Genomic DNA, 26,603 nt, shown 5'->3' with positions numbered 1-26,603 from the left:
GTACACATGAAGGCATTTTCGCCGCTCGCAGTGGTTCTTTCTGCGCTGCTGTTGCAAGGCTGTGTCGCTGCCGCCGTTGTCGGAACGGCAGCTGTCGGAACGAAAGCCGCAACTGACCCTCGCAGCGTCGGCACCCAGGTAGATGATGGAACCCTGGAATTACGCGTCAGTACCGCGTTATCAAAAGATGCCCAGATCAAGAAAGAAGCGCGCATCAACGTCAGCGCCTATCAGGGTAAAGTGCTACTGGTGGGGCAGTCTCCTAACAGCGAGTTGTCTGCGCGGGCGAAACAGATTGCAATGGGTGTAGAAGGCACGACGGAAGTGTTTAACGAAGTCCGTCAGGGTCAGCCAATCGGCCTGGGTGAAGCCTCCAACGATACCTGGATCACCACCAAAGTGCGCTCCCAGCTGCTCACCAGCGATCAGGTAAAATCATCCAACGTTAAAGTGACCACCGAGAACGGGGAAGTCTTCCTGCTGGGTCTGGTTACCGACCGTGAAGCGAAGGCTGCGGCGGATATCGCCAGCCGGGTCAGCGGCGTGAAACGCGTCACGACCGCGTTTACATTTATTAAGTAATACTGCTACAGATGCCGGATGGCGACGCCTGGGCGTCTTATCCGGCCTACAGGACTTCATCGTTTGTAGGCCGAATAAGCGTCAGCGCCATCCGGCATTTTATTTAGCCCTTTCGCGCAGCTCGGACGAGGTCAGGATCGAAACCCCTTCATGTCCTGGCGCAAGTGCCTCCACCAGCATTGCCCGTGCGACATCACGTGCCTCAATAGATTTCCAGTTCCCCGGTAGCAGCTTGAATAATGGCGCAAAGAGCTTTTCATTCGCTCGCTGTTGTTCCCTGTCACCCAGCAACATCGAAGGCCGTACAATCGTCAGCCGGGGCCATTTCTGCGCAATCAGCGCCTCTTCCATCTCACCTTTAACCCGATTGTAGAAAAATGGCGAGTGCGCATTGGCCCCCATCGAACTCACTACCAGCATATGCTGAGCCCCCAGACGACGCCCCGTCAGGGCGGTATCTACCACCAGCGTATAATCAGCGTGGATAAAGGCCTCTTTACTGCCCGCTTCACGTCGGGTGGTTCCCAGACAGCAAAAAACAATGTCGACCGGATCGGTGACCTGTGCCAGCGCATCGGTCAACTGCGGATCGTGAGGGTTAAAGACGCCAACCGTATCGGCGAGCGGGCGGCGCGTTGGAGCCGTAATCGCATGGACCCGGGGCTCGTTCAGTAGCATCCGCAATAAATGTCCGCCCACCAGACCCGTGGCTCCGGTTATTAACACCTGGCTCATCGCTTATCCTTTCCCTTCAATCATTCCTCTAACTATAGATCACGTAGCCAGAGCAGCTTTTTACCAAAGCCCAGCGTGTTGTCAGTGAACTTGATTTCATCAAGACGAATCTCCCACACGGGTGCAGACAGCATTCTGGCGACGGGGAAGCGACGATTATACGCTTTACGCGCGTCGTCGCTCTCCTGCCCCTCCAGACGCCTGATTTCGCCTTTAAACTGGACGCCACGGATCAGCGCGACCGTTTTAGGTTGACCGTTTACCGTCCCGGCAACGGACGCGCATGGGCCGGACATCTGGGCATGGCGAGTTTTATCTTCGGTGAGCACATAGAAGGCAACCTTCTGCGCATCAAACAGATAAAACGCATTGGCGCACCACAGTTCACCGTCATGATGCACACACCAGGTCACGACGTGCTGTTTTGCCAGCCAGCACGTCACCGCAGTCAGTGTTTCCATTTCTGTTCTCTTTTATACTGTAGGCCTGAAAATTATCACGTCGATGGTGACAATGACACCCTGGTATCTGTACCTGATCCGTACCGCAGACAACGCCCTGTACACCGGAATAACCACCGATGTGCAGCGCCGCTATAAGCAACATCAAAGCGGAAAAGGCGCGAAAGCCTTGCGTGGGAAGGGAGAGTTAACTCTGGCATTTGCCGCGCAGGTCGGCGATCGTTCGCTGGCCCTGCGTCTGGAATATCGAGTCAAGCAGCTCACAAAGCGTCAGAAAGAACGCCTTGTAGAAGGTGAAGGGCTTGAGGCATTGCTGAGTAGCCTACAAGCCCCGGTGCTTAAAAGCGATTGAAGTACTCGTGGTATTCCACCAGACCAGACACGCCCTCCAGCGCATCTTCTGCCAGGCGATGCACCTGGAACGCGCTTTCGGTGCCCGGCCAGCGGCAGTGTAGATCGTGGTGGGCTGCCAGCTCAAAGCCAAAGCGACTGTACAGTGCCGGATCGCCCAGCGTGACCACCGCGGCGTACCCAAACTCGTTCAGTGAATCCAGTCCCTCATAGACCAGCTGACGCGCCAGGCCCTGCCCACGGTAGTTTTCATCTACCGCTAACGGAGCCATACCGACCCATTGCAGATCTTCACCTTGCACATCAACAGGACTGAACGCGACGTAGCCGACCACCTGACCTTCGTCGTCGGTGGCAACCAGACCCAGCGTCAGAAAACCGTCTTCACGCAGGTCGTGCACTAACTTCGCTTCCGCATCGCTTTCAAAGGAACGACGCAGCAGCGCATCAATACCTGGGGCATCAATGGGAATTTCAACTCGAATCAGCATGGTTCACCTACCGAGGTCTGTTTGGTTTCTGGCGAATGTTTCATACCCGCCTCAACAAAGTCCGCCAGTTGCAGCAGCATAACGCGTAATGCTTTCGGCATCTGCTCCAGTTCAATGGCGTCCATCAGATTTTTCACATGTAGCCCTAATTCTGTATCGCCTTCAATCACCAGGCGACGCTGGAAGAAAAGCGTATCCGGATCCTGCTTACGCGCCGCAATCATCAATAAATCGCTGGCGTCTGCGCTAAAACTCACATCAGCGTCTGCGTTCTGACTGACGATAAGTTTGTCGTTCTCAACAGAGGTATACCATCTGAGGCCAATATCACGAACATTTATGCTCAACCAGCGACCGTCGAGAAACTCCAGTTCCCCGTCGGCCAGCGCCTGGCGAAATTGCCAGCTCAGAACCTGTTCCAGTACCTGGCGCTTGAGCGTAAAGGGCGTCAGTTTAACCGGTACACTCATCAGAGAAGGACCAAAATGTACTAAGCGTGAACGCAGTTTATCCAACACGAGCTTTACTCCCTGTTTCTATAGTCCGGCTATTTTGCCATATCAAATAAACGACATAGCGGCATAAATCAACAATTCGATACGAAATTGTTACCTCTTTATTGGTGATACCAATACGACTTTAACTGCCTCAAATCAAAAATTGTCTCAGCAAGGTTAACTAAAATCCCTCTTCGTTAACATTTTTGCGCCCAGGCGGCGTAACTTTCAGGATAAATTATGGAGCTGCTGTGCCCTGCCGGAAATCTCCCGGCGCTTAAGGCGGCCATCGAGAACGGCGCTGATGCTGTGTACATCGGGCTAAAAGATGATACCAACGCCCGTCATTTCGCCGGCCTTAATTTTACCGAGAAAAAATTGCAGGAAGCGGTGAGTTTCGTCCATCAACATCGCCGTAAGCTGCACATCGCGATTAACACCTTTGCCCACCCGGATGGGTACGCTCGCTGGCAGCGTGCCGTGGATATGGCGGCACAACTGGGCGCGGATGCACTGATCCTCGCCGATCTCGCCATGCTTGAGTATGCCGCAGAACGCTACCCGCATATTGAGCGCCATGTCTCTGTTCAGGCATCGGCAACCAATGAAGAAGCGGTAAATTTCTATCACCGTAACTTTGACGTCGCACGTGTGGTGCTGCCGCGTGTGCTGTCGATTCATCAGGTGAAACAACTCGCGCGCGTAACACCAGTTCCTTTGGAAGTGTTTGCCTTCGGCAGCCTGTGCATTATGGCGGAAGGCCGCTGCTATCTTTCGTCTTATCTGACGGGCGAATCCCCCAATACCGTCGGCGCGTGTTCCCCAGCCCGTTTTGTACGCTGGCAGCAGACCGCGCAGGGGTTGGAATCTCGCCTGAACGAAGTGCTGATTGACCGTTACCAGGATGGTGAAAACGCCGGATATCCCACGCTGTGTAAAGGGCGTTATTTGGTGGATGGCGAGCGCTATCATGCGCTGGAGGAGCCCACCAGCCTCAACACCTTAGAACTGCTACCTGACCTGCTGGCCGCCAATATTGCCTCGGTGAAAATCGAGGGGCGTCAGCGTAGCCCGGCCTATGTCAGCCAGGTGGCGAAAGTGTGGCGTCAGGCGATCGACCGCTGCAAAGCAGATCCGCAAAACTTCGTTCCGCAAAGCGCCTGGATGGAAACGCTCGGCTCTATGTCCGAAGGCACGCAGACCACACTTGGCGCGTATCACCGTAAATGGCAGTGAGAAAAGCAATGAAATATTCCTTAGGACCGGTGCTCTACTACTGGTCGAAAGAGACGCTGGAAGACTTTTATCAGCAGGCAGCCACCAGCCATGCCGACGTTATCTATCTTGGCGAAGCCGTGTGCAGCAAGCGCCGGGCGACCAAAGTGGGTGACTGGATCGACATGGCGAAGTCCCTCGCCGGGAGCGGTAAGCAGGTGGTCCTGTCCACGCTGGCACTGGTGCAGGCGTCATCTGAGTTGGGTGAGTTGAAACGCTATGTAGAAAACGGTGACTTCCTGCTGGAAGCCAGCGATCTCGGCGTGGTCAATATGTGCGCCGAACGTAAGCTGCCGTTCGTGGCCGGGCACGCACTCAACTGCTACAACGCCGTAACGCTGCGTATTCTGCTCAAGCAGGGCATGGTGCGCTGGTGTATGCCGGTTGAGCTGTCACGTGATTGGCTGGTGAACCTGCTTAACCAGTGTGACGAACTGGGTATTCGCGACCAGTTTGAAACCGAAGTACTGAGCTACGGGCATTTGCCGCTGGCCTACTCTGCCCGCTGCTTCACCGCACGCTCCGAAGATAAGCCTAAAGACGAGTGCGAAACCTGCTGCATCAAGTATCCCAACGGGCGTGATGTCCTGTCGCAGGAGAATCAGCAAGTGTTTGTCCTCAACGGTATTCAGACCATGAGCGGCTACGTCTACAACCTCGGTAATGAGCTGGCGTCCATGCAGGGGCTGGTTGATATTGTGCGCCTGTCCCCGTTGGGAACCGAGACATTCGCCATGCTGGATGCCTTCCGTGCCAACGAGAATGGTGGTGCCCCGTTACCGCTTGCCACCCACAGTGACTGCAACGGCTACTGGAAACGACTGGCAGGCCTGGAACTGCAGATGTGATTAATAGCTCACTTTGTTAACAACAATCGCTAGTCTTTAATGCAATATTAAAAGATTAACCGGTAACAAAGTGAGCCGTTATGACTGACAAAACCATTCCGTTCTCGGTGCTCGATCTAGCGCCGATCCCTGAAGGATCCAGCGCAAAGCAGGCCTTCTCGCACTCTCGTGATCTCGCCCAACTGGCGGAAAAGCGCGGCTACCATCGCTACTGGCTGGCTGAACATCACAATATGACCGGCATCGCCAGTGCGGCAACCTCGGTGCTCATCGGTTATCTGGCGGCCAATACCACAACCCTGCATCTGGGTTCTGGCGGCGTGATGTTACCCAACCATTCCCCGCTAGTGATTGCCGAACAGTTTGGCACGCTGAATACGCTGTATCCGGGACGTATTGACCTCGGTCTGGGTCGAGCGCCGGGCAGCGATCAACCAACCATGCGCGCGCTGCGCCGCCATATGAGTGGTGATATCGATAACTTTCCCCGCGACGTAACAGAACTGGTGGACTGGTTTGACGCACGTGATCCGAATCCCCACGTGCGTCCGGTTCCCGGCTACGGAGAGCAAATCCCGGTTTGGCTGTTAGGCTCCAGTCTGTATAGCGCACAGCTGGCCGCTCAGCTTGGCCTGCCGTTTGCCTTCGCCTCCCACTTCGCCCCGGATATGCTGCACCAGGCGCTGCATCTTTATCGCACTCAGTTCAAACCCTCCACGCGTCTGGCAACACCATATGCGATGGTGTGCATCAACATCATCGCTGCCGACAGCAATCGCGACGCTGAGTTTCTCTTCACCTCTATGCAGCAGGCGTTTATGAAACTGCGTCGGGGTGAAACCGGACAACTCCCACCGCCGGTGGAGAATATGCATCAGCTGTGGTCCGCATCCGAGCAATATGGCGTACAGCAGGCATTAAGCATGTCGCTGGTGGGGGACAAAGCGAAAGTGCGTCACGGGCTGGAGTCAATCCTACGTGAAACCCAGGCCGATGAGATTATGGTTAACGGGCAGATTTTTGACCATCAGGCACGCCTGCATTCGTTTGAGTTGGCGATGCAGGTGAAAGAGGAGTTGGTTGGGTAGGTTTGGGTTGCCCGGTGGCGCTACGCTTACCGGGCCTACGGGTTCGAGTAGGCCGGATAAGGCGTAGCCGCCATCCGGCACGCTACTTACTGATACACCGGCAACAAATTAACGCTCGACAGGATATGGATAACCGCGTTGCCGACACCGAACACCAGAATCAGCGCAATCATCGGCTTGCCGCCCCAGACGCGGAATTTCGGGCTACCAAACCGCTTGCGGGATTTACGTGCCAGCAGCGCCGGCACAATGGCCGCCCAAATAGTGGCTGCGAGCCCTGCATAGCCAATGGCGTACAGGAAGCCGTTCGGCCACAGCAGGCCACCGACAATCGGTGGGACAAAGGTCAGTAAAGCGGTTTTCAAACGCCCCATTGCTGAGTCATCAAAACCAAACAGATCCGCCAGATAGTCGAACAGGCCCAGCGTCACGCCAAGGAACGAACTCGCCACGGCAAAGTTGGAGAACACCACCAGCAGCAGGTCCAGACTGCGGCTGTTCAGCACCCCACTCAGCGCCTGTACCAGTACATCAATGTTACCGCCCTGCTTAGCAATGCCAATGAATTCCGGGCGTGGAATATTGCCCATCGTCCCCAGCAACCATACGGTGTATAGCACCAGCGCCAGCAACGTGCCGTACACCAGGCACTTCGCGATGGTCTTCGGATCTTTACCGTAATACTTCATCAGACTCGGTACGTTACCGTGATAACCAAAGGATGCCAGACAGAACGGCAGCGTCATCAGCAGATACGGTGTGTACGACGCATTGCTTTCTGCGACGTTAAACAGCGTGGTTGGGGATACATGTCCCATCAGGCTGCCGAAGGTCAGGAAGAAGGTGATCACCTTCGCACCCAGCACGATGGCCGTCATGCGGCTCACCGCTTTGGTACTCAACCACACCACAAACGCCACCAGTAGCGCGAAACCAAACCCTGCCGCTCGCGCCGGGACGTTCAGCGACATCTCGGCAAAGGTATGGTGCAGAATCGAGCCGCTCGCCGAGATATACGCATAGGTCAGGATATACAGTACGAACGCAATCGAGATGCCGTTGACAACGTTCCAGCCTTTTCCCAGCAGATCTTTGGTGATGGTGTCGAAGCTCGAACCAATACGATAATTGAGGTTAGCCTCGAGGATCATCAGCCCGGAATGCAGCATGCAGAACCAGGTAAAGATCAGTGCCGCCATTGACCAGAAGAACCACGCCCCGGACATGACCACGGGCAGAGAAAACATCCCCGCGCCAATAATGGTGCCGCCGATAATCACCACGCCGCCAAGCAGCGATGGTGACGTTTGGGTGGTGGTTAGTGTTGCCATTTAGCCTGATCTCCAGTGTATTTACCCGTCATACTTCAAGCTGTAGATGCCTTGGCTGCACTCCGCCATCCCAGTCACTTACTTGAGCAAGCTCCTGGAATGTCCTCGTTTGCCGCCTTCCTACAACTCGAATTATTTAGGGTTAAAATTAGCTAATACAGTTCAATGCGCTGCACTGTACCAGTACACGAGTACAAAAGGAATAAAAAAAGCCCCGACCGTTAAGATCGGGGCTGTATATTTTACTTTACAGCTATGAAGCCAAGAGGCTTATGCGTCACCGCCGAAACGACGACGACCTGCGGAGTCATCACGACGCGGAGCGGAAGTATCGTCACGACGTGGAGCACGGCTGCCTTCACGACGTTCGCCACTGAAACGACGACCATCACCACGGCCACCTTCACGACGCTCAGTGCTGTTACCACGGTTTTCGCCACGACCACCTTCACGACGTTCGCCGCTAAAACGACCACCGCCGCCGCCACGACGCTCACCACCGGTGTGCGGTACTGCATCGCCAACCAGCTGCATGTTCATCGGCTTGTTCAGGATGCGAGTACGGGTAAAGTGCTGCAGCACGTCGCCCGGCATACCTTTCGGCAGTTCGATGGTGGAGTGCGTACCGAACAGCTTGATGTTACCGATGTAACGGCTGCTGATGTCACCTTCGTTAGCGATAGCGCCAACGATATGACGTACTTCAACACCGTCATCACGACCCACTTCAATGCGGTACAGCTGCATATCGCCAACGTCACGACGTTCACGACGCGGACGGTCTTCACCACCGCGTTCCGGACGGTCACCACGCGGGCCACGATCGTTACGATCATTACGATCGCCACGTGGAGCACGTTCATCACGGTCGCGGAATTCGCGCTTAGGACGCATCGGTGCATCTGGTGGCACGATCAGCGGACGTTCACCCTGTGCCATTTTCAGCAGTGCTGCGGCCAGCGTTTCGATATCCAGCTCTTCTTCCGGCTGCATTTTCGCCAGCAGAGCACGGTACTGATCCAGATCGCTGCTTTCCAGCTGCTGCTGTACTTTCGCGGCGAATTTTTCCAGACGGCGTTTGCCCAGCAGATCTGCGTTCGGCAGTTCAACTTCCGGAATGGTCAGCTTCATGGTGCGTTCGATGTTACGCAGCAGACGACGCTCACGGTTCTCAACGAACAGCAGCGCACGGCCAGCACGACCCGCACGACCGGTACGGCCGATACGGTGAACGTAAGACTCGGAGTCCATCGGGATGTCATAGTTAACAACCAGGCTGATACGCTCAACGTCCAGGCCACGGGCCGCAACGTCGGTTGCAATCAGAATATCCAGACGGCCGTCTTTCAGACGTTCCAGAGTCTGCTCACGCAGGGACTGGTTCATGTCGCCGTTCAGTGCAGCGCTGCTATAGCCGCTACGCTCCAGCGCTTCTGCCACTTCCAGGGTCGCATTTTTGGTACGAACGAAGATAATCGCCGCATCAAAATCTTCTGCTTCCAGGAAACGCACCAGCGCTTCATTTTTACGCATGCCCCAGACAGTCCAGTAGCTCTGGCTGATGTCAGGACGCGTGGTGACGCTGGACTGAATGCGTACTTCCTGCGGCTCTTTCATAAAGCGGCGGGTAATACGGCGAATCGCTTCCGGCATGGTTGCAGAGAACAGAGCGGTCTGATGACCTTCCGGGATCTGCGCCATAATCGTTTCAACGTCTTCGATGAAGCCCATACGCAGCATTTCATCGGCTTCGTCCAGCACTAAACCGCTCAGTTTAGAGAGGTTCAGGGTACCGCGCTTCAGGTGATCCAGCAGACGACCCGGCGTACCGACGACGATCTGCGGGCCCTGACGCAGGGCACGTAACTGCACGTCATAACGCTGGCCGCCGTAAAGGGCTACCACGTTCACGCCGTGCATATGTTTAGAGAAATCCGTCATGGCTTCTGCAACCTGAACCGCCAGTTCGCGGGTCGGTGCCAGCACCAGAATCTGAGGTGCCTTCAGCTCAGGATCAAGATTGTTGAGCAGCGGTAAGGAGAACGCTGCAGTTTTGCCGCTACCGGTCTGGGCCATACCCAGAACATCGCGACCGCCCAGCAGATGCGGAATGCACTCTGCCTGGATTGGAGATGGTTTTTCGTAACCCAGATCGGTAAGGGCTTCAAGGATAGGAGCCTTCAGGCCCAGATCTGCAAAAGTGGTTTCGAATTCAGCCATGTAGTACGTGTGCCTCAAAATTAATGGCGGCCAGTCTACATAACTCATCATGAAATTGATCTGCAATTTTCATTGAAAAGTGTGAACCGGCTCAAAGTAGGTGTATTAACGAACAACAACGCCCTCACCGGTGAAGGTGATGGCAATCAAAAAAGATTACGGGCTGATGTGTACGTCAGCTATTGCTGGTCCGATTCTGCCAGGTCATCTTGGTCCTGGCCCAGGAGCGATAATTCCAACAATGCGTATCGGTGCTCAACAAAGTTATGAACGTTGTTAGCCACCGCCAGTTTGAACAATGCCGTAGCGTTGTCCAAATCCCCCAGACTTAGGTAGTACTTACCTAAATAGAAGTTGGTTTCACTGAGATGCTCAGCGAGCGAGGTGTTATCCGTTGCGTCCGCCTTCAGGCGCTCCATCAGCGTTGCTTCGCTAATGTTGCCCAGGTAGAACTCGACAATGTTCCATCCCCATTGCTCTTTATCCGATTTCTCGAAGCGCTGTATTAACGCTTCTTTAGCCTGCTTCTCATCGAGCTTCTGCTCGGCGAGATACAGCCACAGACTGCGGAATGGATCATTGGGATCGTCTTGATAAAACGCTAGCAGATCATCTTGCGCTAACTTGTCGCGACCGCCGTAATACAATGCGATACCGCGATTTAAGTGCGCGTAGTTGTAAGTTGGATCAAGCTCAAGTACAGAATCAAACGCTTCATAGGCAGCATCAAAATTGCCTGCCTGCGTTAAATATATACCTAAGTAATTGAATACTTCAGGCATATCTGGTCGGATTGCCAACGCTTGTGAAAAATCATTTCGCGCTAGTGCCCTCAGACCGAGACTATCATACAACACTCCGCGCTCATATAAAAGCTGTGCGCGTTCGTCATCGGTTAAAGCCCGACTGGCAAGAATTTGTTCCATACGTGCCAGAATCACTTCCTGCTGTAAAGTCGGTTGCAGTGGTACTGCGAGGACTTCACTCTTACGCCAGGCGGAATTACTGCATCCAGCCAGCGTGAGTGCTGTCGCAACGAAACACCAGCGCAAAAAAGGCTTCATTTCCCACTCCCGAAGACAACGATTGAATGAACGTCCTGTTCCCCGGTTGCTAACAAGGCTTCCTGCCGGGTTAAAGGCCCCCCGCTCACGCGGAGGGCAATGGCAACCTTACTCGCCGAGGCTTGCCGGTGCTTCCGGCGCAGCTGCTGGCTGAGACTGCTCAGTTGCTTCTTTAATGCTCAGACGTACGCGGCCCTGGCGATCAACTTCCAGAACTTTAACCGGTACTTCCTGACCCATCTGCAGGTAATCGGTCACTTTCTCTACGCGCTTGTCAGCGATCTGAGAGATGTGTACCAGACCTTCTTTACCGCCACCGATGGCAACGAATGCGCCAAAGTCAACGATACGGGTCACTTTACCATTGTAGATACGGCCAACTTCGATCTCTGCAGTAATCTCTTCGATACGACGGATAGCATATTTCGCTTTTTCACCGTCGGTCGCCGCGATCTTCACAGTACCATCATCTTCGATTTCGATGGTGGTGCCGGTTTCTTCGGTCAGAGCACGGATAACAGAACCGCCTTTACCGATAACGTCTTTGATTTTGTCCGGGCTGATCTTAATGGTGTGGATACGCGGAGCGAACTGAGAGATGTCGCCGCGCGGCGCATTGATCGCCTGTTCCATCACGCCCAGGATGTGCAGACGCGCACCTTTAGCCTGGTTCAGAGCAACCTGCATGATCTCTTTGGTGATACCTTCGATTTTGATATCCATCTGCAGTGCAGAGATACCATCGCGGGAACCCGCCACTTTAAAGTCCATGTCGCCCAGGTGATCTTCGTCACCCAGAATGTCAGACAGAACCACAAAGTTATCGCCTTCTTTCACCAGACCCATCGCGATACCCGCAACAGCGGCTTTGATCGGCACACCTGCGTCCATCAGTGCCAGAGAAGCACCGCACACTGAAGCCATGGAAGAAGAACCGTTGGATTCGGTGATTTCAGACACAACACGTACGGTGTACGGGAATTTGTCCAGTTCCGGCATCACTGCCAGCACGCCGCGTTTCGCCAGACGGCCGTGACCAATCTCACGACGCTTCGGAGAACCGACCATACCGGTTTCGCCTACGCAGTACGGAGGGAAGTTGTAGTGGAACAGGAAGTTGTCAGTACGCTCGCCCATCAGTTCGTCGAGGTTCTGCGCATCACGGGTGGTGCCCAGGGTCGCAGTAACCAGCGCCTGAGTTTCGCCACGGGTGAACAGTGCGGAACCGTGAGTACGCGGCAGTACGCCAGTACGCACGTCCAGACCACGGATCATGTCTTTTTCGCGGCCATCGATGCGCGGCTCGCCTGCCAGTACGCGGCTACGAACGACGTTTTTCTCGATAGCGTGCAGGATTTCACCCAGTTCGTTAGCGTCCAAGGTTTCGTCTTCTGCAACCAGCTGAGCGATGGTTTCAGATTTGATCACGTCAACCTGAGCATAACGCTCTTGTTTGTCGGTGATACGGTAAGCATCGCTCAAACGCGTTTCTGCCAGCGCGGCAACGCGTGCATTCAGCGCTTCGTTGACAGCTTCTGGCTGCCAGTCCCAACGCGGTTTGCCAGCGACTTTAACCAGCTCGTTGATTTCTTTGATAACAATCTGCTGCTGTTCGTGACCGAATACGACAGCGCCCAGCATCTGGTCTTCGCTCAGCAGTTCAGCTTCGGATTCAACCATCAGTACGGCAGCTTCAGTACCGGCAACAACCAGGTCCAGCTTGCTTTCTTTCAGTTCGTCTTGAGTCGGGTTCAGTACATACTGGTCATTGATATAACCAACACGAGCAGAACCGATCGGGCCGTTGAACGGCAGACCAGACAGGGACAGCGCAGCGGATGCGCCGATCATTGCCACGATATCTGGGTTAACCTGCGGGTTAACGGAGACAACGGTCGCAATAACCTGAACTTCGTTGATGAAACCTTCCGGGAACAGCGGACGAACCGGGCGGTCAATCAGACGCGCGATCAGGGTTTCGCCTTCACTCGGACGGCCTTCACGACGGAAGAAGCTACCCGGGATACGGCCAGCAGCGTAGGTACGCTCCTGATAGTTAACGGTCAGCGGGAAGAAATCCTGGCCTGGCTTGGTCTTTTTCTGACCAACAACGGTCACAAATACCGCGGTGTCATCCATGCTAACCATAACAGCAGCAGTAGCCTGACGAGCCATCATGCCGGTTTCCAGCGTTACGGTATGTTGGCCGTACTGGAATTTACGAACGATCGGATTAAGCAAAATAATATCCTTTCTCTTTTTTTAACGGCGTATTTATACACGCCATCGTTAATACCCGACCTTCTGCGCATCCTCGCGACTAATGACAACCCTAACCCACGCGTATTGGGTAAAGCCTCTCATTAGCCGCGCGAACCTCTGCGACGGAAGATCATTCATAGCAACAATACATTAGTTTCCAGCGAATTGCTGCCATCTGCTGGAAAAAAGGGGCCATGAAGGCCCCCTCTTTCTGAAACTCGAAAGACTTAGCGACGCAGACCCAGACGCTCGATCAGCGCAGTGTAACGTGCAACATCTTTACGCTTCAGGTAGTCGAGCAGTTTACGACGCTGAGAAACCATACGCAGCAGACCACGACGGCTGTGGTGATCTTTTTTGTGTTCAGAGAAGTGACCCTGCAGGTGGTTAATCTGTGCAGTTAACAGAGCAACCTGAACATCGGTAGAACCGGTGTCGTTTGCATCACGACCAAACTCAGAAACAATTTTAGCTGTAGCTTCAGTACTTAGAGACATTTTAAAACTCCAAAGTGTTAAGAATGTAAGGACGCCGATCTCTAATTCAGCGATCCCAGTGTATACACTTCATCCTTCAAACTGCCTCTGCGTTGGCTGCGTCCGCTCACCTCAGTCACTTACTTCAGTAAGCTCCTGAGGATCCTCAGACTTGCCGCCTTGATGCAGCTCGAATGATTTTGTGTACACGCCGCGCGAACTGTTAAATAATTTACGCGACGTTAAGCGGCGGTATTCTACTCGCAGCGCCTTCTTATCGCAAGACAGAGAGCGCTATGCAGGATACTCAACCACCAGTCGACGAGGGGCGACACGACCTTCATCGTCGATCTCCCCCATGCCGATAAATTTGCCATCATCGCCTTCCGTCACGCGAACCAGCCCTTCCAGCGGCACGCCCGACGTACGTACCGGATTACCATTTTTAAAGTAAACCGATGATGTTAAAGGCAGATTAACAATGGGATAGTCCGATGCCGGACTGTCCATTGGCATCAGCAGCGGATCAAGTAATTCTGCCGCCGGAATGTTCTGCTGTTCAGCCTGTTCAACCAGGCTGTGCAGATGTTCCAGCGTGACCATGCGGTCTACCGGATACTTGCTGACCGTCAGACGACGCAGATACGTCACGTGCGCGCCGCATCCGAGCTTCTCGCCCAGATCGTCAACAATCGTGCGAATGTACGTGCCTTTGGAGCAATGGACTTCCAGCTCCAGTTCATTACCTTCGTGGCGAATAAACAGCAGTTCGTACACGGTAATCGGTCTGGATTCACGCGGGACCTCAATACCCTGACGCGCGTACTCGTACAGCTTTTTACCCTGATACTTCAGCGCTGAGTACATCGACGGGATCTGTTGGATGTCACCGCGAAACGTCTCCAGCGCACTGGCAAGCTGTTCCGGGGTAAACGTCACCGGACGCTCCTGCACAATTTGCCCATCGGCATCAGAGGTATCAGTACGCTGCCCCAGGCGGGCCACCACGCGATAGCGTTTGTCAGAGTCCAGCAGGTACTGCGAAAACTTGGTCGCTTCTCCCAGGCAGATAGGCAGCATGCCTGTCGCCAGCGGATCCAGCGCACCGGTATGACCGGCACGGTTGGCATTGTAGAGGCGTTTTACTTTTTGCAGCACGTCATTGCTGGACATGCCTTGCGGCTTATCCAGCAACAGGACGCCATGAATGTCGCGACCACGACGACGAGGACGACTCATTAGTCCTCCTTGCTGTCGTCCGCAGGATTCACACGACGTTCATCGTCATGCTTCACCACGCTGGTCACCAGGTTAGACATGCGCATCCCTTCGACCAACGAGTTGTCGTAGAAGAAAGTCAGTTCCGGCACGATACGCAGGCGCATGGCTTTACCCAGCAGAGAGCGGATGAAACCAGAGGCTTCCTGCAAGGCTTTAATACCGTTCTTCACGGCAGCTTCGTCCTTGTCATTCAGGAACGTCACGAACACTTTGGCATACGCCAGGTCACGAGACATCTCAACGCCGGACACGGTAGTCATCACGCCGACGCGCGGATCTTTGATTTCGCGTTGCAGGATGAGTGCGATCTCTTTTTGCATCTCCTGGGCCACGCGCTGCGGGCGACCAAATTCTTTCGCCATAATAAATTCTCCAGAATAAAGACAAAAAAGGGGCCATAAGCCCCTTTTTAAATTTCATTGCCGGGTGGCGCTTCGCTTACCCGGCCTACCTCAAATAAGCTTCTATGCCTTGAACTGCCAACACAGCGGCAGCCCAAAAGACGACGAAAATTATGCGATGGTACGTTTGATCTCGATGATTTCGAACACTTCGATCATATCGCCAACGCGAACGTCGTTGTAGTTCTTAACGCCGATACCACATTCCATGCCGTTACGGACTTCGTTAACGTCATCTTTGAAGCGGCGCAGGGATTCCAGCTCGCCTTCATAGATAACCACGTTGTCACGCAGAACGCGGATTGGGTTGTGACGTTTAATCGTACCTTCGGTAACCATACAACCTGCGATGGCGCCAAATTTCGGTGATTTGAACACGTCACGTACTTCAGCCAGACCGATGATCTGCTGTTTCAGTTCCGGAGACAGCATGCCGCTCATCGCAGCTTTCACTTCGTCGATCAGGTGATAGATGACGGAGTAGTAACGCAGATCCAGGCTTTCAGATTCAATCACTTTACGTGCAGAGGCATCAGCACGAACGTTGAAGCCAACCAGAATCGCGTTGGATGCCGCAGCCAGCGTGGCGTCGGTTTCGGTGATACCACCTACGCCGGAACCGATGATCTTCACTTTCACTTCGTCGGTAGACAGTTTCAGCAAGGAGTCGGAGATCGCTTCGACAGAACCCTGAACGTCAGCTTTCAGGACAACGTTCACTTCGTGAACTTCGCCTTCGGTCATGTTGGCGAACATGTTCTCGAGTTTAGATTTCTGCTGGCGAGCCAGTTTAACTTCACGGAATTTGCCCTGACGATACAGTGCAACTTCACGCGCTTTTTTCTCGTCACGTACGACGGTAACTTCGTCACCCGCAGCCGGAACGCCGGACAGACCCAGGATTTCAACTGGAATAGACGGACCTGCTTCCAGGACTTCCTGACCCAGTTCGTTACGCATTGCACGAACGCGGCCATACTCGAAGCCACACAGTACGATATCGCCCTTATTCAGGGTACCTTCACGAACCAGGACGGTAGCAACTGGGCCACGACCTTTGTCCAGGAAGGATTCGATTACCGCACCGCTTGCCATACCTTTACGAATCGCTTTCAGCTCCAGAACTTCAGCCTGCAGCAGGATAGCGTTCAACAGGTCATCAATACCGGTACCTGCTTTCGCAGAAACAGGGATGAACTGAGATTCGCCGCCCCACTCTTCCGGCATAACGCCGTACTGAGACAGTTCGTTCTTAACGCGATCCATATCGGCTTCTGGCTTATCGATTTTGTTGACTGCAACAACCATCGGCACCTGCGCTGCTTTCGCATGCTGGATAGCTTCAATGGTCTGAGGCATCACGCCATCATCTGCTGCAACAACCAGAACAACGATATCTGTTGCCTGTGCACCACGAGCACGCATAGAGGTAAACGCGGCGTGCCCCGGGGTATCCAGGAAGGTGATCATACCGTTGTCAGTTTCAACGTGGTATGCACCAATGTGCTGGGTAATGCCGCCCGCTTCGCCAGAGGCGACTTTCGTTGAACGAATGTAGTCCAGCAGAGAGGTTTTACCGTGGTCAACGTGACCCATGATAGTCACAACCGGTGCACGCGGTTCAGCCGCTGCGCCAGTGTCACGGTCGCTCATTACCGCTTCTTCCAGCTCGTTTTCACGACGCAGGATAACTTTGTGGCCCATCTCTTCAGCAACCAACTGCGCGGTTTCCTGATCGATGACCTGGTTGATGGTGGCCATCGCACCCAGCTTCATCATCGCTTTGATGACCTGAGAACCTTTAACCGCCATCTTGTTCGCTAAGTCGCCAACGGTGATGGTTTCGCCAATCACTACGTCACGGTTAACGGCCTGAGCTGGCTTCTGGAAGCCTTGCTGCAGGGAAGAACCTTTACGCTTGCCGCCTTTACCACCGCGACCAGCAGCACGTGCTTCTTCGCGATCGGCTTTAGATTCAGCGTGCTTATTGCCTTTCTTCTGAGGACGAGCAGCTTTCGTCGCAGTACGCGTACGGCCACGGCCGCCTTCTACTTCGCGATCGTTTTCGTCTTCTGCCTGGCGAGCATGCTGAGAAGTGGTGACGTGATAATCGGTCTTATCCTCTTCACCTTTTGCTTTCTCTTGCTCTGCCCAAACACCGGCATTTTCTTCCGCCATACGACGGGCTTCTTCAGCCACACGGCGAGCTTCTTCTTCAAGCTTGCGACGCGCTTCTTCTTCCGCTTTACGCTTCAGTTCTGCGGCTTCATTTTCACGGCGGGCTTTTTCGGCCTGGGCGGTTTTAGTCATATCGTCGGTCTGTTGATTGCTCACTTTGTCTTTTTCCGCAGCTTCACGTTTCGCTTTATCAGCGGCTTCACGTTTAGCTTGTTCTGCGGCCTCACGTTCGGCTTTTTGTTGCGCCTCGCGTTTAGCAGTTTCTTCTGCCTCACGACGGGCTTGCTCTTCCGCTTCACGCTGCGCCTGCTCTTCCGCGGCAAGGCGTTCTGCCTCTTGCGGATCGCGTTTCACAAAGGTGCGTGTCTTGCGGACTTCGATTTGTACCGATTTACTTTTTCCACCGGTACCAGGAATATTGAGAGTACTGCGCGTTTTACGCTGCAATGTCAACTTATCTGGTGCAGAGCCGTTCTCACGGTTCAGGTGCGCCAGTAAGGTTTGTTTCTCTTGTGCGGACACAGAGTCGTCAGCAGACTTCGGGATACCTGCATCAGCAAATTGCTGTACCAGGCGATCCACGGAGGTCTGTATCTCTGCAGCCAGCGTTTTTACGGTTACATCTGTCATACTGTTCCTTCCTGCTACAGTTTATTACGCTTCGTCACCGAACCAGCAAATATTACGGGCAGCCATAATCAGCTCACCGGCTTTTTCGTCGGTCAACCCTTCGATATCAGCCAGATCATCAATGCCCTGTTCAGCGAGATCTTCCAGCGTACAAACACCACGGGCAGCCAGTTTGAAGGCCATATCACGATCTAATCCTTCCAGATTCAGCAGATCGTCAGCCGGTTTGTTATCACCGAGGCTTTCTTCCTGGGCCAGTGCCAGAGTGGTCAGTGCGTTTTTAGCACGCTCGCGCAGCGCTTCAACGGTTGCTTCATCCAGGCCGTCGATTGCCAGAAGCTCTTTCATTGGCACGTAGGCCAGCTCTTCCAGCGTAGCAAAACCTTCTTCTACCAGAACCGTCGCGAAATCTTCATCGATATCGAGATATTTGGTGAAGGTATCAATAGCAGCATGCGCTTCAGCCTGATGCTTAGCCTGCAGGTCATCAACGGTCATTACGTTGAGTTCCCAACCGCTCAATTGTGAAGCCAGGCGGACGTTCTGACCATTACGTCCAATCGCCTGAGCCAGGTTACCGGCTTCAACCGCGATATCCATGGTGTGTTTATCTTCATCCACCACGATAGACGCGACGTCTGCAGGCGCCATTGCGTTGATCACGAACTGTGCCGGGTTATCATCCCACAGGACGATATCGATACGTTCGCCGCCCAGTTCGGTAGAAACCGCCTGAACGCGTGCACCGCGCATACCTACGCAAGCACCCACCGGATCGATACGCTTATCGTTGGTTTTCACCGCAATTTTCGCACGAGAACCCGGATCGCGAGCCGCCGCTTTAATTTCAATCACTTCTTCGCCAATTTCTGGCACTTCAATACGGAACAGTTCAATCAGCATTTCCGGTTTGGAACGCGTCACAAACAGTTGCGCGCCGCGTGCTTCCGGGCGAACGGAGTACAGAACACCACGGATACGGTCACCCGGGCGGAAGTTTTCACGCGGCAGCATGTCTTCACGCAGGATCACTGCTTCAGCATTACTGCCGAGGTCCAGCGCAATGTTGTCACGGTTAACTTTCTTCACCACACCGGTGACGATCTCACCTTCGTGCTCGCGGAATTGATCAACAACCATCGCACGTTCAGCTTCACGTACTTTCTGTACGATAACCTGTTTCGCCGTCTGGGTGGTGATACGGTCAAAGGTGACTGATTCAATCTGGTCTTCAACGTATTCACCCACGTTCAGACTCTCGTCTTCGTAACGTGCGGCTTCCAGAGTAATTTCTTTGGTTGGCTGAGTGACTTCTTCCACAATTACCCAACGGCGGAAGGTATCGAAATCACCGCTTTTACGATCGATTTCTACGCGAACGTCGATCTCTTGTTCGTATTTTTTCTTTGTTGCTGTAGCCAGCGCACTTTCCAGCGCTTCAAAAATTTTCTCGCGTGGCAGCGATTTTTCATTGGATACGGCTTCAACAACAGCCAAAATTTCTTTGTTCATCGCGGGCTTTTCACCTCAATCCAGACTGTTAAAAGTGGGGAACCAGGTTCGCCTTCTGGATATTACTCAGCGCGAACACTTCATCTTTACCGTCGACTGTGACAGTGATCATCTCACCATCCACCGCTTTGATAACGCCCTGCCATTTACGGCGATTTTGTACCGCCATACGAAGAACCAGCGTGACTTCTTCACCCAGGAAACGCACGTAGTGTTCAGCCGTGAACATAGGACGGTCGAGACCCGGTGAGGATACTTCCAGGTTATAAGCAACGGTGATCGGATCTTCAACGTCCATCACGGCGCTAACCTGGTGGCTCACATCAGCACAATCATCAACATTGATGCCATCTTCACTATCAATATAGATGCGCAGTGTGGATGTGCGACCACGAATAAATTCGATGCCGACCAGCTCGTAGCCCAAGGCTTCAACTGGTGCTTTAATCATCTCTGTTAATTTTTGCTCTAATGTGGACAAGCCCACCCCCAAGACATAAAAAAAGGGCCTAAAGCCCAGTTATTCTGTAATCAGATAACAAAAAACCCCGATAAATCGGGGCTTTAGATAACTGAACCCTATAACCGCACCTGCGGTTCGGAGAACCTTCCGAAAGAATTTTTTTTCAAATCCATCTACGAAGGCCTAAGTCTTCACAGTATATTTGAAAAAGAACTCTAAGGGAAAGTGGTTGCGGGGGCCGGATTTGAACCGACGACCTTCGGGTTATGAGCCCGACGAGCTACCAGGCTGCTCCACCCCGCGCCTGAAACGTGGCAAATTTTACTCGCTTTGGGTAAAAAATGCAAATACTGCTGGGATTTGGTACCGAGGACGGGACGTAAAATCTGCGCACAGTATATTGATTTTCTATCCCTTATGTCAACCTTGTTACTACTATGCAAATGAATGAATGCCAGCCTGCGCAAATTTAGCAAAGTACAACAAAGATAAATCTGCCTTCAACGCCGTTATTTAACGAAATTATCACTAAACTCTTCCTGTCACCGTTAAAAGGTGATTAAATGAAAACTCATTTATTTTGCATAAAAATGCACTTAGCATAAAAAACCAACCTCTTCACCAGTCTATCAAGCAGGGTTTTATTTTATGACGACGATTCTCAAGCATCTCCCGGTAGGTCAACGTATTGGTATCGCTTTTTCTGGCGGCCTGGACACCAGTGCTGCACTGCTGTGGATGCGACAAAAAGGGGCTGTCCCATATGCATATACTGCGAATTTGGGACAACCGGATGAGGATGACTATGACGCCATCCCTCGCCGTGCAATGGAATATGGTGCTGAGAACGCTCGCCTGGTTGATTGCCGCAAGCAACTGGTTGCCGAAGGGATCGCAGCGATTCAATGTGGTGCATTCCATAATACCACCGGCGGACTGACCTATTTCAACACCACGCCACTAGGCCGCGCGGTGACCGGCACCATGTTGGTGGCCGCCATGAAAGATGACGGTGTGAATATCTGGGGTGATGGCAGTACCTATAAAGGCAACGATATTGAGCGTTTCTATCGTTACGGTCTGCTGACCAATGCCGAACTGCAGATTTACAAACCATGGCTGGACACTGACTTCATTGACGAACTCGGCGGTCGCCATGAGATGTCTGAATTTATGATCGCCTGCGGTTTCGACTACAAAATGTCTGTCGAAAAAGCGTATTCCACTGACTCCAACATGCTCGGCGCTACGCACGAAGCGAAAGATCTGGAATTCCTTAACTCCAGCCTGAAGATCGTTAACCCGATTATGGGCGTCAAGTTCTGGGATGAAAGCGTGAAGATCCCGGCGGAAGAAGTAACCGTACGTTTTGAGCAGGGACATCCAGTTGCGCTGAACGGCAAAACCTTCAGCGACGATGTTGAGATGATGATGGAAGCCAACCGCATTGGCGGCCGTCATGGTCTGGGCATGAGCGATCAAATTGAAAACCGTATTATCGAGGCGAAAAGCCGTGGTATTTACGAAGCCCCGGGGATGGCGCTGCTGCATATCGCTTACGAGCGTCTGCTGACCGGTATTCACAATGAAGATACCATTGAGCAGTATCACGCTCACGGCCGCCAACTGGGTCGTCTGCTGTACCAGGGTCGCTGGTTTGACTCCCAGGCGCTAATGCTGCGTGACGGTCTGCAACGTTGGGTTGCGAGCCAAATCACCGGCGAAGTTACGCTGGAGCTGCGTCGCGGTAACGACTATTCCATTATGAATACCGTCTCCGACAACCTGACCTACAAGCCAGAACGTCTGACCATGGAGAAAGGGGATTCCGTCTTCTCACCGGACGATCGTATCGGTCAGTTGACTATGCGTAACCTGGATATTACCGATACCCGTGAGAAGCTGTTCGGCTACGCCCAGTCAGGCCTGCTGACCGCCTCTTCCGCCACCGGTCTGCCGCAGGTAGAGAATCTGGAAAACAAAGCGAAGTAATCGCCAACAGAAATGACAAAAGCCGCGCAAGCGGCTTTTTTATGCGCGGAATTTAAGGCGTGTAGCCGCCATCCGACAATTTGCAGGACATGCCTGATGGCGCTATCGCTTATCAGGCCTACGTGCTACTACGCACACCTACGGATCACAACATACAGACGAAAAAAAGACGCTTTTCAGCGTCTTTCTTTCGGAATATTGGTACTGAGGATGGGACTCGAACCCACAAGCCCGTTAGGGCACTACCACCTCAAGGTAGCGTGTCTACCAATTCCACCACCTCAGCACAGATACTACTATTAGCGCGGGATATCGCTGGTCGGCTGAGCCGGAGCAGCTGGCTGAGTTTGCTCGGTTTTCGCCGGTGCACTCAGATTTTCCCACTCACTTCCTTTATTGGTCTTATTGCTGTTCATGTTACCCAGCACCAGACTGATAATGAAGAACAAGGTTCCCAATACAGCTGTCATTCGGGTCATGAAGTTACCAGAACCACTTGAACCAAACAGTGTACCAGAAGCGCCTGCGCCAAAAGAGGCTCCCATATCAGCGCCTTTGCCTTGCTGCAGCATGATCAAGCCTACCAGGCCAATTGCTACAATAAGGAAAACTACTAAAAGAGCTTCGTGCATAATCAACCTGTTCCTTGCGGAGTTGCCGCGTACCAATGCTTCGACCATTAAAGCGGGAATGTTTAACTGTTTCCCACTGAAGCGGGTGTGAATACTAACCAATGCGAATAACCTTCGCAAGGGCAATTTAAGTGTATTGTATCAACTGAAGAAAAAATCGCCACATCAATCAAAAACGCAGCAATTTATCCCAGCATCGCTGCATCACGGGTCGCTGATCGTCAAGGTTTGCCCAAACAACGACCGGGATTTCACCTATCAGATCTGAATTATCTGGCCAACAGTGGATAACTTCATTATTCACTAATTCTTCAGCCACCATCGACTCGGGCAACCATGCCATTCCCATATGGCGCAGCACCATTTCCCGGATTGTTTCGCTTAACCCACTCTCAAAGACCTTTTTCAGTCGTGGGTGAACCTGTTGCTCTAGCGGATCGATAATGCGTCTGACAAAGGTATAGTCGCTGTAGCAAAGCCAGGGAATCGGAGCATCTGGAGAATCAAGCTTGTCCGCCAGTTGGGCTGAAATCACCGGGATGAACCGCTCATATCGCCACAATGAGCGTTTTAGCCCCCCGACAATCTCCAGCCCCGGCTGCGAAGACGGCAAATCGTAGGTCACCAGAAAATCAATTTTCCGGTTTATCAGCGCGTTAAAGTGATTATCAATTCCCTGGATGCTGGCGTTTACCGTAAAACTTAATTGCGGTTCGCTTTGGCGCAGGTAATTGATCATGTCAGGCAGGATATTCACCGACAGCGTGTGAAGACTGACCATCACCAGCGTATTTTCCGTTGCCGGCATCATGGCGGCCAGTTCATGACGCGCCTCCGTCAGCGTACTGAGGACATGCCGGGCATAGGGTTCAAACCGTTCACCATAACGGGTTAACGTAACGGGTGTCGTGGTACGATCAAATAGCGGGACGCCTAACGTCTCTTCCAGTGCTTTAATACGCCGACTTAGTGCAGGCTGAGTAATATGCCGCTGTATGGCGGCCTGGGAGTAATTCCCATGCTGACTTAAAGCCAGGAAATCATCTAACCACTTACTATCCACGTCGCATTCTCCACCATTCCATATCCGTATCCTCCGATAACAAATCGGAAATAGTCACAGTTATAGTAATGGCTTTAGTGTGGACCGCATAACAACAATATTCTGTTTCACCTGCCGAGTCTCCCTCCCCTTGACGTTTGACAGGACTAATATGTTTACTTTACTGACTAATGCCCGTGTCTTTTCCCCGGAGGATTTAGGCCTCTGCTCTCTGCTCATATATGCCGATCGTATTGTGGCGGTAGGCAACGATATTTCACGTTTCGATGGCGTCAACGAGGTCATCGATTGCCGGGGTAAATGGGTAATTCCGGGGATTATCGACCAGCATGTCCATCTGACCGGCGGCGGTGGTGAAGCAGGATTTGCCAGCCGAACGCCTGCCGTAAAACTGCGCGATCTGCTTCAAGCTGGCATTACGACGGTCGTCGGCGTGCTGGGCACCGATGCCATTTCTCGCTCGCCCAAAGATCTGTACGCCAAAATGCAGTCACTGAATCTAGAGGGCGTGCGCGCGTTTATGCACACTGGGGCTTACGCGGTACCCAGCCCGACGATTACGCAATCCATTCGCGATGACATAACCTTTATCCCGGCCATTCTCGGCGTTAAAATCGCCCTCGCCGATCATCGGGGTTCATATCCCTCTTTCCAGGAGCTGCTGAGAATCGTCAGCGATATCCGCGTGGCCTCACTGCTGGCGGGGAAAAAAGGGCTGCTGCATGTGCACCTGGGCAACCTGCCGGAAGGCATGTCGCAACTTATCGCGCTTTGCGATGCTGGTATTCCGATCCACCATATTTCACCGACTCACGTGGCCAGAACCGAAGCCCTGTTCAACCAGGCGATCGCTTTCGCCCATCGCGGCGGCCATATTGACGTGACGTCTGGCGGTAGCCGTTTTATGCCCCAGGAACAGGCCATTCTCCACGCGCTGGAGGCTCAGGTTCCAGCCGATCGCATCACCATCAGCTCAGATGGCAATGGCAGCGTGCCGCGCTTTAATGCTCAGGGTATGGTTGAAGGACTCACGGCCGCGCCGGTAGGCGGTAACCTTGCACTGCTCCCTCGCCTGATTGATGCGGGCATTCCGATCGCACAGGCCGTGGCCATGATGACGGCAAACGTTGCATGCTCGCTGGGAATTTCCGGCGGCAAGCTTTGTGCCGGAGAACGCGCCGATATTTGCGTCCTCAATGATGACCTGTCGCTGGCGCATCTGTTCGCCGCGGGTAGGCTGTTACTGCGCGATGGAGAGTGTTTGGTCAACGGCAACTTTGAGTGAGGATGAAAGAATGTCTTTATTGCTGGCGCTAGTCGCCATTGTCTTTGCCGGACGGCTGATCCTGAAAAAGTACCATCCCCAGTCCGTGCTGCTGCTCACCGGGATTGTATTACTACTCATCGCCCATTTTAGCGGAATGACCACGCTCAGTAGCCTGGTGAAGAAAAGCACCGGGTTTGGCCCCTTTGATGCGTTTGAGTTTATCCGCGATACCCTGAGCGTGCGCCTGGGTGGCCTTGGTCTGCAAATTATGCTGATTGGCGGCTTTGCCACCTATATGTCAGCCATTGGTGCCAGTCAGGTGCTGGTTCGGGTGACTTCGCGTCCATTACAGCGTCTGAACTCGCCATATCTCCTACTGGGGCTGGCGTTGCTGCTGGGGCAATTTTTGTCGCTGTTTATCAGTAGCGCTACGGGGTTGGGTTTGTTGCTGATGGCAACGCTTTATCCGCTGCTCACCCGCCTTGGCTGCAGCCGTGCCGCCGTCGCCGCCGTTATCGCCAGTACCTGTGCGGTTGAATTCGGCCCCGGTTCCGGTAACTCGGTTCTTGCCGCCAAAACAGCGGGTATCGAGGTGGTGAACTATTTTGTTCACGATCAGCTTCCCATCGTCGTGCCGGTCATTCTTTTCATCGCCCTGCTCCATATTGTCGTCCAACGCTTTTTCGATCGCCGGGAAAGCGGCGGCGATGTAACCCAGCAGATGCAAACGTTGACCGCCACAGAAGAAACCCACGCCCCGATCGCCTGGCTGTTTCTGCCGATGCTACCGTTGGTATTGATGCTGCTGTGCAGTGATTTACTGTTTAGCTCGCTCAAAATTACGCTGGATACCGCCGTTCTGATTAGCCTGGCCATTACGCTGATTTGCGAGTATTGGCGTCATCGCAAGGCACGTGAAGTGATGGCTGGCGTGCAAAAAGTTTTCGACAGCATGGGCAGCGTGTTTGCCACCGTCGTAACGTTGATTATCGCGGGTGAAGTTTTTTCAGCCGGGCTAAAAGCCATTGGTGCAGTCGACGCGCTGCTCTCACTCTCCGGTGAATTTGGTCTCAGTGCCGCCTCGATAATCCTGCTGATGACGCTGATCACCTTTGCGATTTCTGCGTTGATGGGGTCGGGGAATGCCGCTTTCTTCTCCTTCGCCCCCATGGTGCCGGATATCAGCCGCCATATCGGCAGCGACATCGCCGTGATGATGCTACCTATTCAGATTTCGGCGGGTATTGGCCGGACGTTATCGCCGATCGCTGGCGTGATCATTGCCATTGCCGGGATCGCAGGCGTATCGCCAGTGGATATTGTTAAACGTACCGCAATTCCAATGCTGGGAGGGTGGTTGTTGATGATTGCCCTGACATTTGCCCGTTCAGGGCATTTGCTGGCGGTCCTGCCGTGGCTGGCTGCTCTTGTGCTGATGATGGCCGGGGGCTACTTCTGGCAGCATCGACGCAAACAAGCACTTTCAGTAGGATAAAAAAAAGC

General features: G+C 53.3%; 25 protein-coding genes and 2 tRNA genes. 8 read left to right on the top strand and 19 right to left on the bottom strand.

Annotated features, from left to right (window positions below; all coding sequences use genetic code 11):
- Positions 1-6: 6 nt before the first annotated feature.
- Complete coding sequence (gene dolP, locus FDX22_RS25365; RefSeq protein ID WP_115257406.1) at positions 7-582, top strand: division/outer membrane stress-associated lipid-binding lipoprotein; 576 nt, start codon at positions 7-9, stop codon at positions 580-582.
- Positions 583-681: 99 nt separating this feature from the next.
- Here the strand turns inward: dolP and FDX22_RS25360 are convergent, their stop codons facing one another.
- Both FDX22_RS25360 and FDX22_RS25355 read right to left on the bottom strand, forming a co-directional pair.
- Positions 682-1,317, bottom strand: a complete 636-nt coding sequence (locus FDX22_RS25360) for an NAD(P)H-binding protein (RefSeq protein ID WP_137400195.1) — start codon at positions 1,315-1,317, stop codon at positions 682-684.
- 32 nt (positions 1,318-1,349) lie between these two features.
- The gene (locus tag FDX22_RS25355) at positions 1,350-1,778 is read right to left on the bottom strand and encodes a YhbP family protein (protein ID WP_146717949.1); all 429 of its coding nucleotides are present in this window, start codon (positions 1,776-1,778) and stop codon (positions 1,350-1,352) included.
- Between the two features lie 52 nt (positions 1,779-1,830).
- Between FDX22_RS25355 and FDX22_RS25350 the strand changes: the two genes are divergently transcribed.
- Positions 1,831-2,130, top strand: coding sequence for a GIY-YIG nuclease family protein (locus FDX22_RS25350; protein WP_115257403.1), 300 nt, complete (start codon positions 1,831-1,833; stop codon positions 2,128-2,130).
- On the opposite strand, the gene FDX22_RS25345 is transcribed toward FDX22_RS25350, so the two are convergent.
- Complete coding sequence (locus FDX22_RS25345; protein ID WP_146717948.1) at positions 2,117-2,620, bottom strand: GNAT family N-acetyltransferase; 504 nt, start codon at positions 2,618-2,620, stop codon at positions 2,117-2,119. The genes FDX22_RS25350 and FDX22_RS25345 overlap by 14 nt on opposite strands.
- Positions 2,614-3,138 carry an SCP2 domain-containing protein gene (locus tag FDX22_RS25340; RefSeq protein WP_115257401.1) on the bottom strand — a complete coding sequence of 175 codons (525 nt, stop codon included), beginning with the start codon at positions 3,136-3,138 and terminating at the stop codon, positions 2,614-2,616. The genes FDX22_RS25345 and FDX22_RS25340 overlap by 7 nt, the downstream gene beginning before the upstream one ends.
- A 219-nt stretch (positions 3,139-3,357) precedes the next feature.
- Here FDX22_RS25340 and FDX22_RS25335 point away from each other — a divergent pair, with 219 nt between their 5' ends.
- The 3 genes from FDX22_RS25335 to FDX22_RS25325 all read left to right on the top strand — a co-directional run bounded on the left by FDX22_RS25335 (position 3,358) and on the right by FDX22_RS25325 (position 6,328).
- A complete protein-coding gene (locus tag FDX22_RS25335; protein WP_096755542.1) occupies positions 3,358-4,353 on the top strand; it encodes a peptidase U32 family protein in 996 nt (331 codons plus the stop codon).
- Positions 4,354-4,361: 8 nt separating this feature from the next.
- Positions 4,362-5,240 carry a U32 family peptidase gene (locus tag FDX22_RS25330; RefSeq protein WP_137400196.1) on the top strand — a complete coding sequence of 293 codons (879 nt, stop codon included), beginning with the start codon at positions 4,362-4,364 and terminating at the stop codon, positions 5,238-5,240.
- 80 nt (positions 5,241-5,320) lie between these two features.
- On the top strand, positions 5,321-6,328 hold the full coding sequence (locus FDX22_RS25325; protein WP_117342729.1) for a luciferase-like monooxygenase: 1,008 nt from the start codon (positions 5,321-5,323) through the stop codon (positions 6,326-6,328).
- Between the two features lie 86 nt (positions 6,329-6,414).
- On the opposite strand, the gene mtr is transcribed toward FDX22_RS25325, so the two are convergent.
- The 12 genes from mtr to FDX22_RS25265 form a co-directional block, all read right to left on the bottom strand.
- Positions 6,415-7,659 carry a tryptophan permease gene (mtr, locus tag FDX22_RS25320; protein ID WP_146717947.1) on the bottom strand — a complete coding sequence of 415 codons (1,245 nt, stop codon included), beginning with the start codon at positions 7,657-7,659 and terminating at the stop codon, positions 6,415-6,417.
- A 270-nt stretch (positions 7,660-7,929) separates the two neighbouring features.
- A complete protein-coding gene (locus FDX22_RS25315; protein ID WP_146717946.1) occupies positions 7,930-9,879 on the bottom strand; it encodes a DEAD/DEAH family ATP-dependent RNA helicase in 1,950 nt (649 codons plus the stop codon).
- Positions 9,872-9,952 (bottom strand): protein YrbN, encoded by an 81-nt coding sequence (gene yrbN / locus FDX22_RS25310; RefSeq protein WP_010723222.1) that lies wholly within the window; start codon positions 9,950-9,952, stop codon positions 9,872-9,874. Before yrbN ends, FDX22_RS25315 begins: the two co-directional genes overlap by 8 nt.
- Before the next feature lie 106 nt (positions 9,953-10,058).
- Positions 10,059-10,943, bottom strand: coding sequence for a lipoprotein NlpI (gene nlpI, locus FDX22_RS25305; RefSeq protein WP_096755537.1), 885 nt, complete (start codon positions 10,941-10,943; stop codon positions 10,059-10,061).
- Positions 10,944-11,051: 108 nt separating this feature from the next.
- On the bottom strand, positions 11,052-13,184 hold the full coding sequence (gene pnp / locus FDX22_RS25300) for a polyribonucleotide nucleotidyltransferase (RefSeq protein WP_096755536.1): 2,133 nt from the start codon (positions 13,182-13,184) through the stop codon (positions 11,052-11,054).
- 248 nt (positions 13,185-13,432) lie between these two features.
- The gene (gene rpsO / locus FDX22_RS25295; RefSeq protein WP_096755535.1) at positions 13,433-13,702 is read right to left on the bottom strand and encodes a 30S ribosomal protein S15; all 270 of its coding nucleotides are present in this window, start codon (positions 13,700-13,702) and stop codon (positions 13,433-13,435) included.
- Between the two features lie 273 nt (positions 13,703-13,975).
- Positions 13,976-14,920: a tRNA pseudouridine(55) synthase TruB gene (truB, locus tag FDX22_RS25290; RefSeq protein WP_096755534.1), complete on the bottom strand. Its 945-nt coding sequence runs from the start codon at positions 14,918-14,920 to the stop codon at positions 13,976-13,978.
- Positions 14,920-15,324, bottom strand: a complete 405-nt coding sequence (gene rbfA, locus FDX22_RS25285; protein ID WP_115257397.1) for a 30S ribosome-binding factor RbfA — start codon at positions 15,322-15,324, stop codon at positions 14,920-14,922. The genes truB and rbfA overlap by 1 nt, the downstream gene beginning before the upstream one ends.
- A gap of 150 nt (positions 15,325-15,474) precedes the next feature.
- The gene (gene infB, locus FDX22_RS25280) at positions 15,475-18,171 is read right to left on the bottom strand and encodes a translation initiation factor IF-2 (protein WP_096755532.1); all 2,697 of its coding nucleotides are present in this window, start codon (positions 18,169-18,171) and stop codon (positions 15,475-15,477) included.
- A gap of 24 nt (positions 18,172-18,195) precedes the next feature.
- Positions 18,196-19,683, bottom strand: a complete 1,488-nt coding sequence (gene nusA / locus FDX22_RS25275; protein WP_096755531.1) for a transcription termination factor NusA — start codon at positions 19,681-19,683, stop codon at positions 18,196-18,198.
- 28 nt (positions 19,684-19,711) lie between these two features.
- A complete protein-coding gene (gene rimP / locus FDX22_RS25270) occupies positions 19,712-20,164 on the bottom strand; it encodes a ribosome maturation factor RimP (RefSeq protein ID WP_135911333.1) in 453 nt (150 codons plus the stop codon).
- Between the two features lie 208 nt (positions 20,165-20,372).
- Positions 20,373-20,449: transfer RNA gene (locus FDX22_RS25265), tRNA-Met, on the bottom strand.
- A 345-nt stretch (positions 20,450-20,794) separates the two neighbouring features.
- Between FDX22_RS25265 and argG the strand changes: the two genes are divergently transcribed.
- The gene (argG, locus tag FDX22_RS25260; protein ID WP_115257395.1) at positions 20,795-22,138 is read left to right on the top strand and encodes an argininosuccinate synthase; all 1,344 of its coding nucleotides are present in this window, start codon (positions 20,795-20,797) and stop codon (positions 22,136-22,138) included.
- A 199-nt stretch (positions 22,139-22,337) separates the two neighbouring features.
- Here argG and FDX22_RS25255 read toward each other — a convergent pair.
- The 3 genes from FDX22_RS25255 to FDX22_RS25245 form a co-directional block, all read right to left on the bottom strand.
- Positions 22,338-22,424, bottom strand: a tRNA-Leu gene (locus FDX22_RS25255).
- A gap of 13 nt (positions 22,425-22,437) precedes the next feature.
- Positions 22,438-22,770 carry a preprotein translocase subunit SecG gene (gene secG, locus FDX22_RS25250; RefSeq protein WP_003025000.1) on the bottom strand — a complete coding sequence of 111 codons (333 nt, stop codon included), beginning with the start codon at positions 22,768-22,770 and terminating at the stop codon, positions 22,438-22,440.
- A 169-nt stretch (positions 22,771-22,939) separates the two neighbouring features.
- A complete protein-coding gene (locus tag FDX22_RS25245) occupies positions 22,940-23,833 on the bottom strand; it encodes a LysR family transcriptional regulator (RefSeq protein ID WP_146717945.1) in 894 nt (297 codons plus the stop codon).
- A gap of 151 nt (positions 23,834-23,984) precedes the next feature.
- On the opposite strand from FDX22_RS25245, the gene iadA reads away from it, so the two are divergent.
- Both iadA and dcuC read left to right on the top strand, forming a co-directional pair.
- A complete protein-coding gene (gene iadA / locus FDX22_RS25240) occupies positions 23,985-25,118 on the top strand; it encodes a beta-aspartyl-peptidase (protein ID WP_117342733.1) in 1,134 nt (377 codons plus the stop codon).
- Positions 25,119-25,128: 10 nt separating this feature from the next.
- Entirely contained in the window at positions 25,129-26,595 is a 1,467-nt protein-coding gene (dcuC, locus tag FDX22_RS25235; RefSeq protein ID WP_115257391.1) for a C4-dicarboxylate transporter DcuC, read from the top strand.
- The last annotated feature ends 8 nt before the right edge of the window (positions 26,596-26,603 follow it).

It is taken from the genome of Citrobacter sp. TBCS-14, from assembly GCF_005280805.1.
Classification (GTDB): domain Bacteria; phylum Pseudomonadota; class Gammaproteobacteria; order Enterobacterales; family Enterobacteriaceae; genus Citrobacter; species Citrobacter gillenii.
This window is presented reverse-complemented; position numbering and strand designations above follow the sequence as displayed.

What these genes read in the sequence shown, in the direction of transcription:
- iadA (WP_117342733.1), top strand. Translation starts at nt 23,985, where the DNA reads ATGTTTACTTTACTGACTAATGCCCGTGTCTTTTCCCCGGAGGATTTA.
- mtr (WP_146717947.1), bottom strand. Translation starts at nt 7,659, where the DNA reads ATGGCAACACTAACCACCACCCAAACGTCACCATCGCTGCTTGGCGGC.
- FDX22_RS25355 (WP_146717949.1), bottom strand. Translation starts at nt 1,778, where the DNA reads ATGGAAACACTGACTGCGGTGACGTGCTGGCTGGCAAAACAGCACGTC.
- FDX22_RS25335 (WP_096755542.1), top strand. Translation starts at nt 3,358, where the DNA reads ATGGAGCTGCTGTGCCCTGCCGGAAATCTCCCGGCGCTTAAGGCGGCC.
- FDX22_RS25360 (WP_137400195.1), bottom strand. Translation starts at nt 1,317, where the DNA reads ATGAGCCAGGTGTTAATAACCGGAGCCACGGGTCTGGTGGGCGGACAT.
- FDX22_RS25315 (WP_146717946.1), bottom strand. Translation starts at nt 9,879, where the DNA reads ATGGCTGAATTCGAAACCACTTTTGCAGATCTGGGCCTGAAGGCTCCT.
- secG (WP_003025000.1), bottom strand. Translation starts at nt 22,770, where the DNA reads ATGCACGAAGCTCTTTTAGTAGTTTTCCTTATTGTAGCAATTGGCCTG.
- FDX22_RS25345 (WP_146717948.1), bottom strand. Translation starts at nt 2,620, where the DNA reads ATGCTGATTCGAGTTGAAATTCCCATTGATGCCCCAGGTATTGATGCG.
- FDX22_RS25330 (WP_137400196.1), top strand. Translation starts at nt 4,362, where the DNA reads ATGAAATATTCCTTAGGACCGGTGCTCTACTACTGGTCGAAAGAGACG.
- yrbN (WP_010723222.1), bottom strand. Translation starts at nt 9,952, where the DNA reads ATGAAAATTGCAGATCAATTTCATGATGAGTTATGTAGACTGGCCGCC.
- dcuC (WP_115257391.1), top strand. Translation starts at nt 25,129, where the DNA reads ATGTCTTTATTGCTGGCGCTAGTCGCCATTGTCTTTGCCGGACGGCTG.
- argG (WP_115257395.1), top strand. Translation starts at nt 20,795, where the DNA reads ATGACGACGATTCTCAAGCATCTCCCGGTAGGTCAACGTATTGGTATC.
- rpsO (WP_096755535.1), bottom strand. Translation starts at nt 13,702, where the DNA reads ATGTCTCTAAGTACTGAAGCTACAGCTAAAATTGTTTCTGAGTTTGGT.
- FDX22_RS25325 (WP_117342729.1), top strand. Translation starts at nt 5,321, where the DNA reads ATGACTGACAAAACCATTCCGTTCTCGGTGCTCGATCTAGCGCCGATC.
- truB (WP_096755534.1), bottom strand. Translation starts at nt 14,920, where the DNA reads ATGAGTCGTCCTCGTCGTCGTGGTCGCGACATTCATGGCGTCCTGTTG.
- dolP (WP_115257406.1), top strand. Translation starts at nt 7, where the DNA reads ATGAAGGCATTTTCGCCGCTCGCAGTGGTTCTTTCTGCGCTGCTGTTG.
- nusA (WP_096755531.1), bottom strand. Translation starts at nt 19,683, where the DNA reads ATGAACAAAGAAATTTTGGCTGTTGTTGAAGCCGTATCCAATGAAAAA.
- rbfA (WP_115257397.1), bottom strand. Translation starts at nt 15,324, where the DNA reads ATGGCGAAAGAATTTGGTCGCCCGCAGCGCGTGGCCCAGGAGATGCAA.
- infB (WP_096755532.1), bottom strand. Translation starts at nt 18,171, where the DNA reads ATGACAGATGTAACCGTAAAAACGCTGGCTGCAGAGATACAGACCTCC.
- FDX22_RS25350 (WP_115257403.1), top strand. Translation starts at nt 1,831, where the DNA reads ATGACACCCTGGTATCTGTACCTGATCCGTACCGCAGACAACGCCCTG.
- nlpI (WP_096755537.1), bottom strand. Translation starts at nt 10,943, where the DNA reads ATGAAGCCTTTTTTGCGCTGGTGTTTCGTTGCGACAGCACTCACGCTG.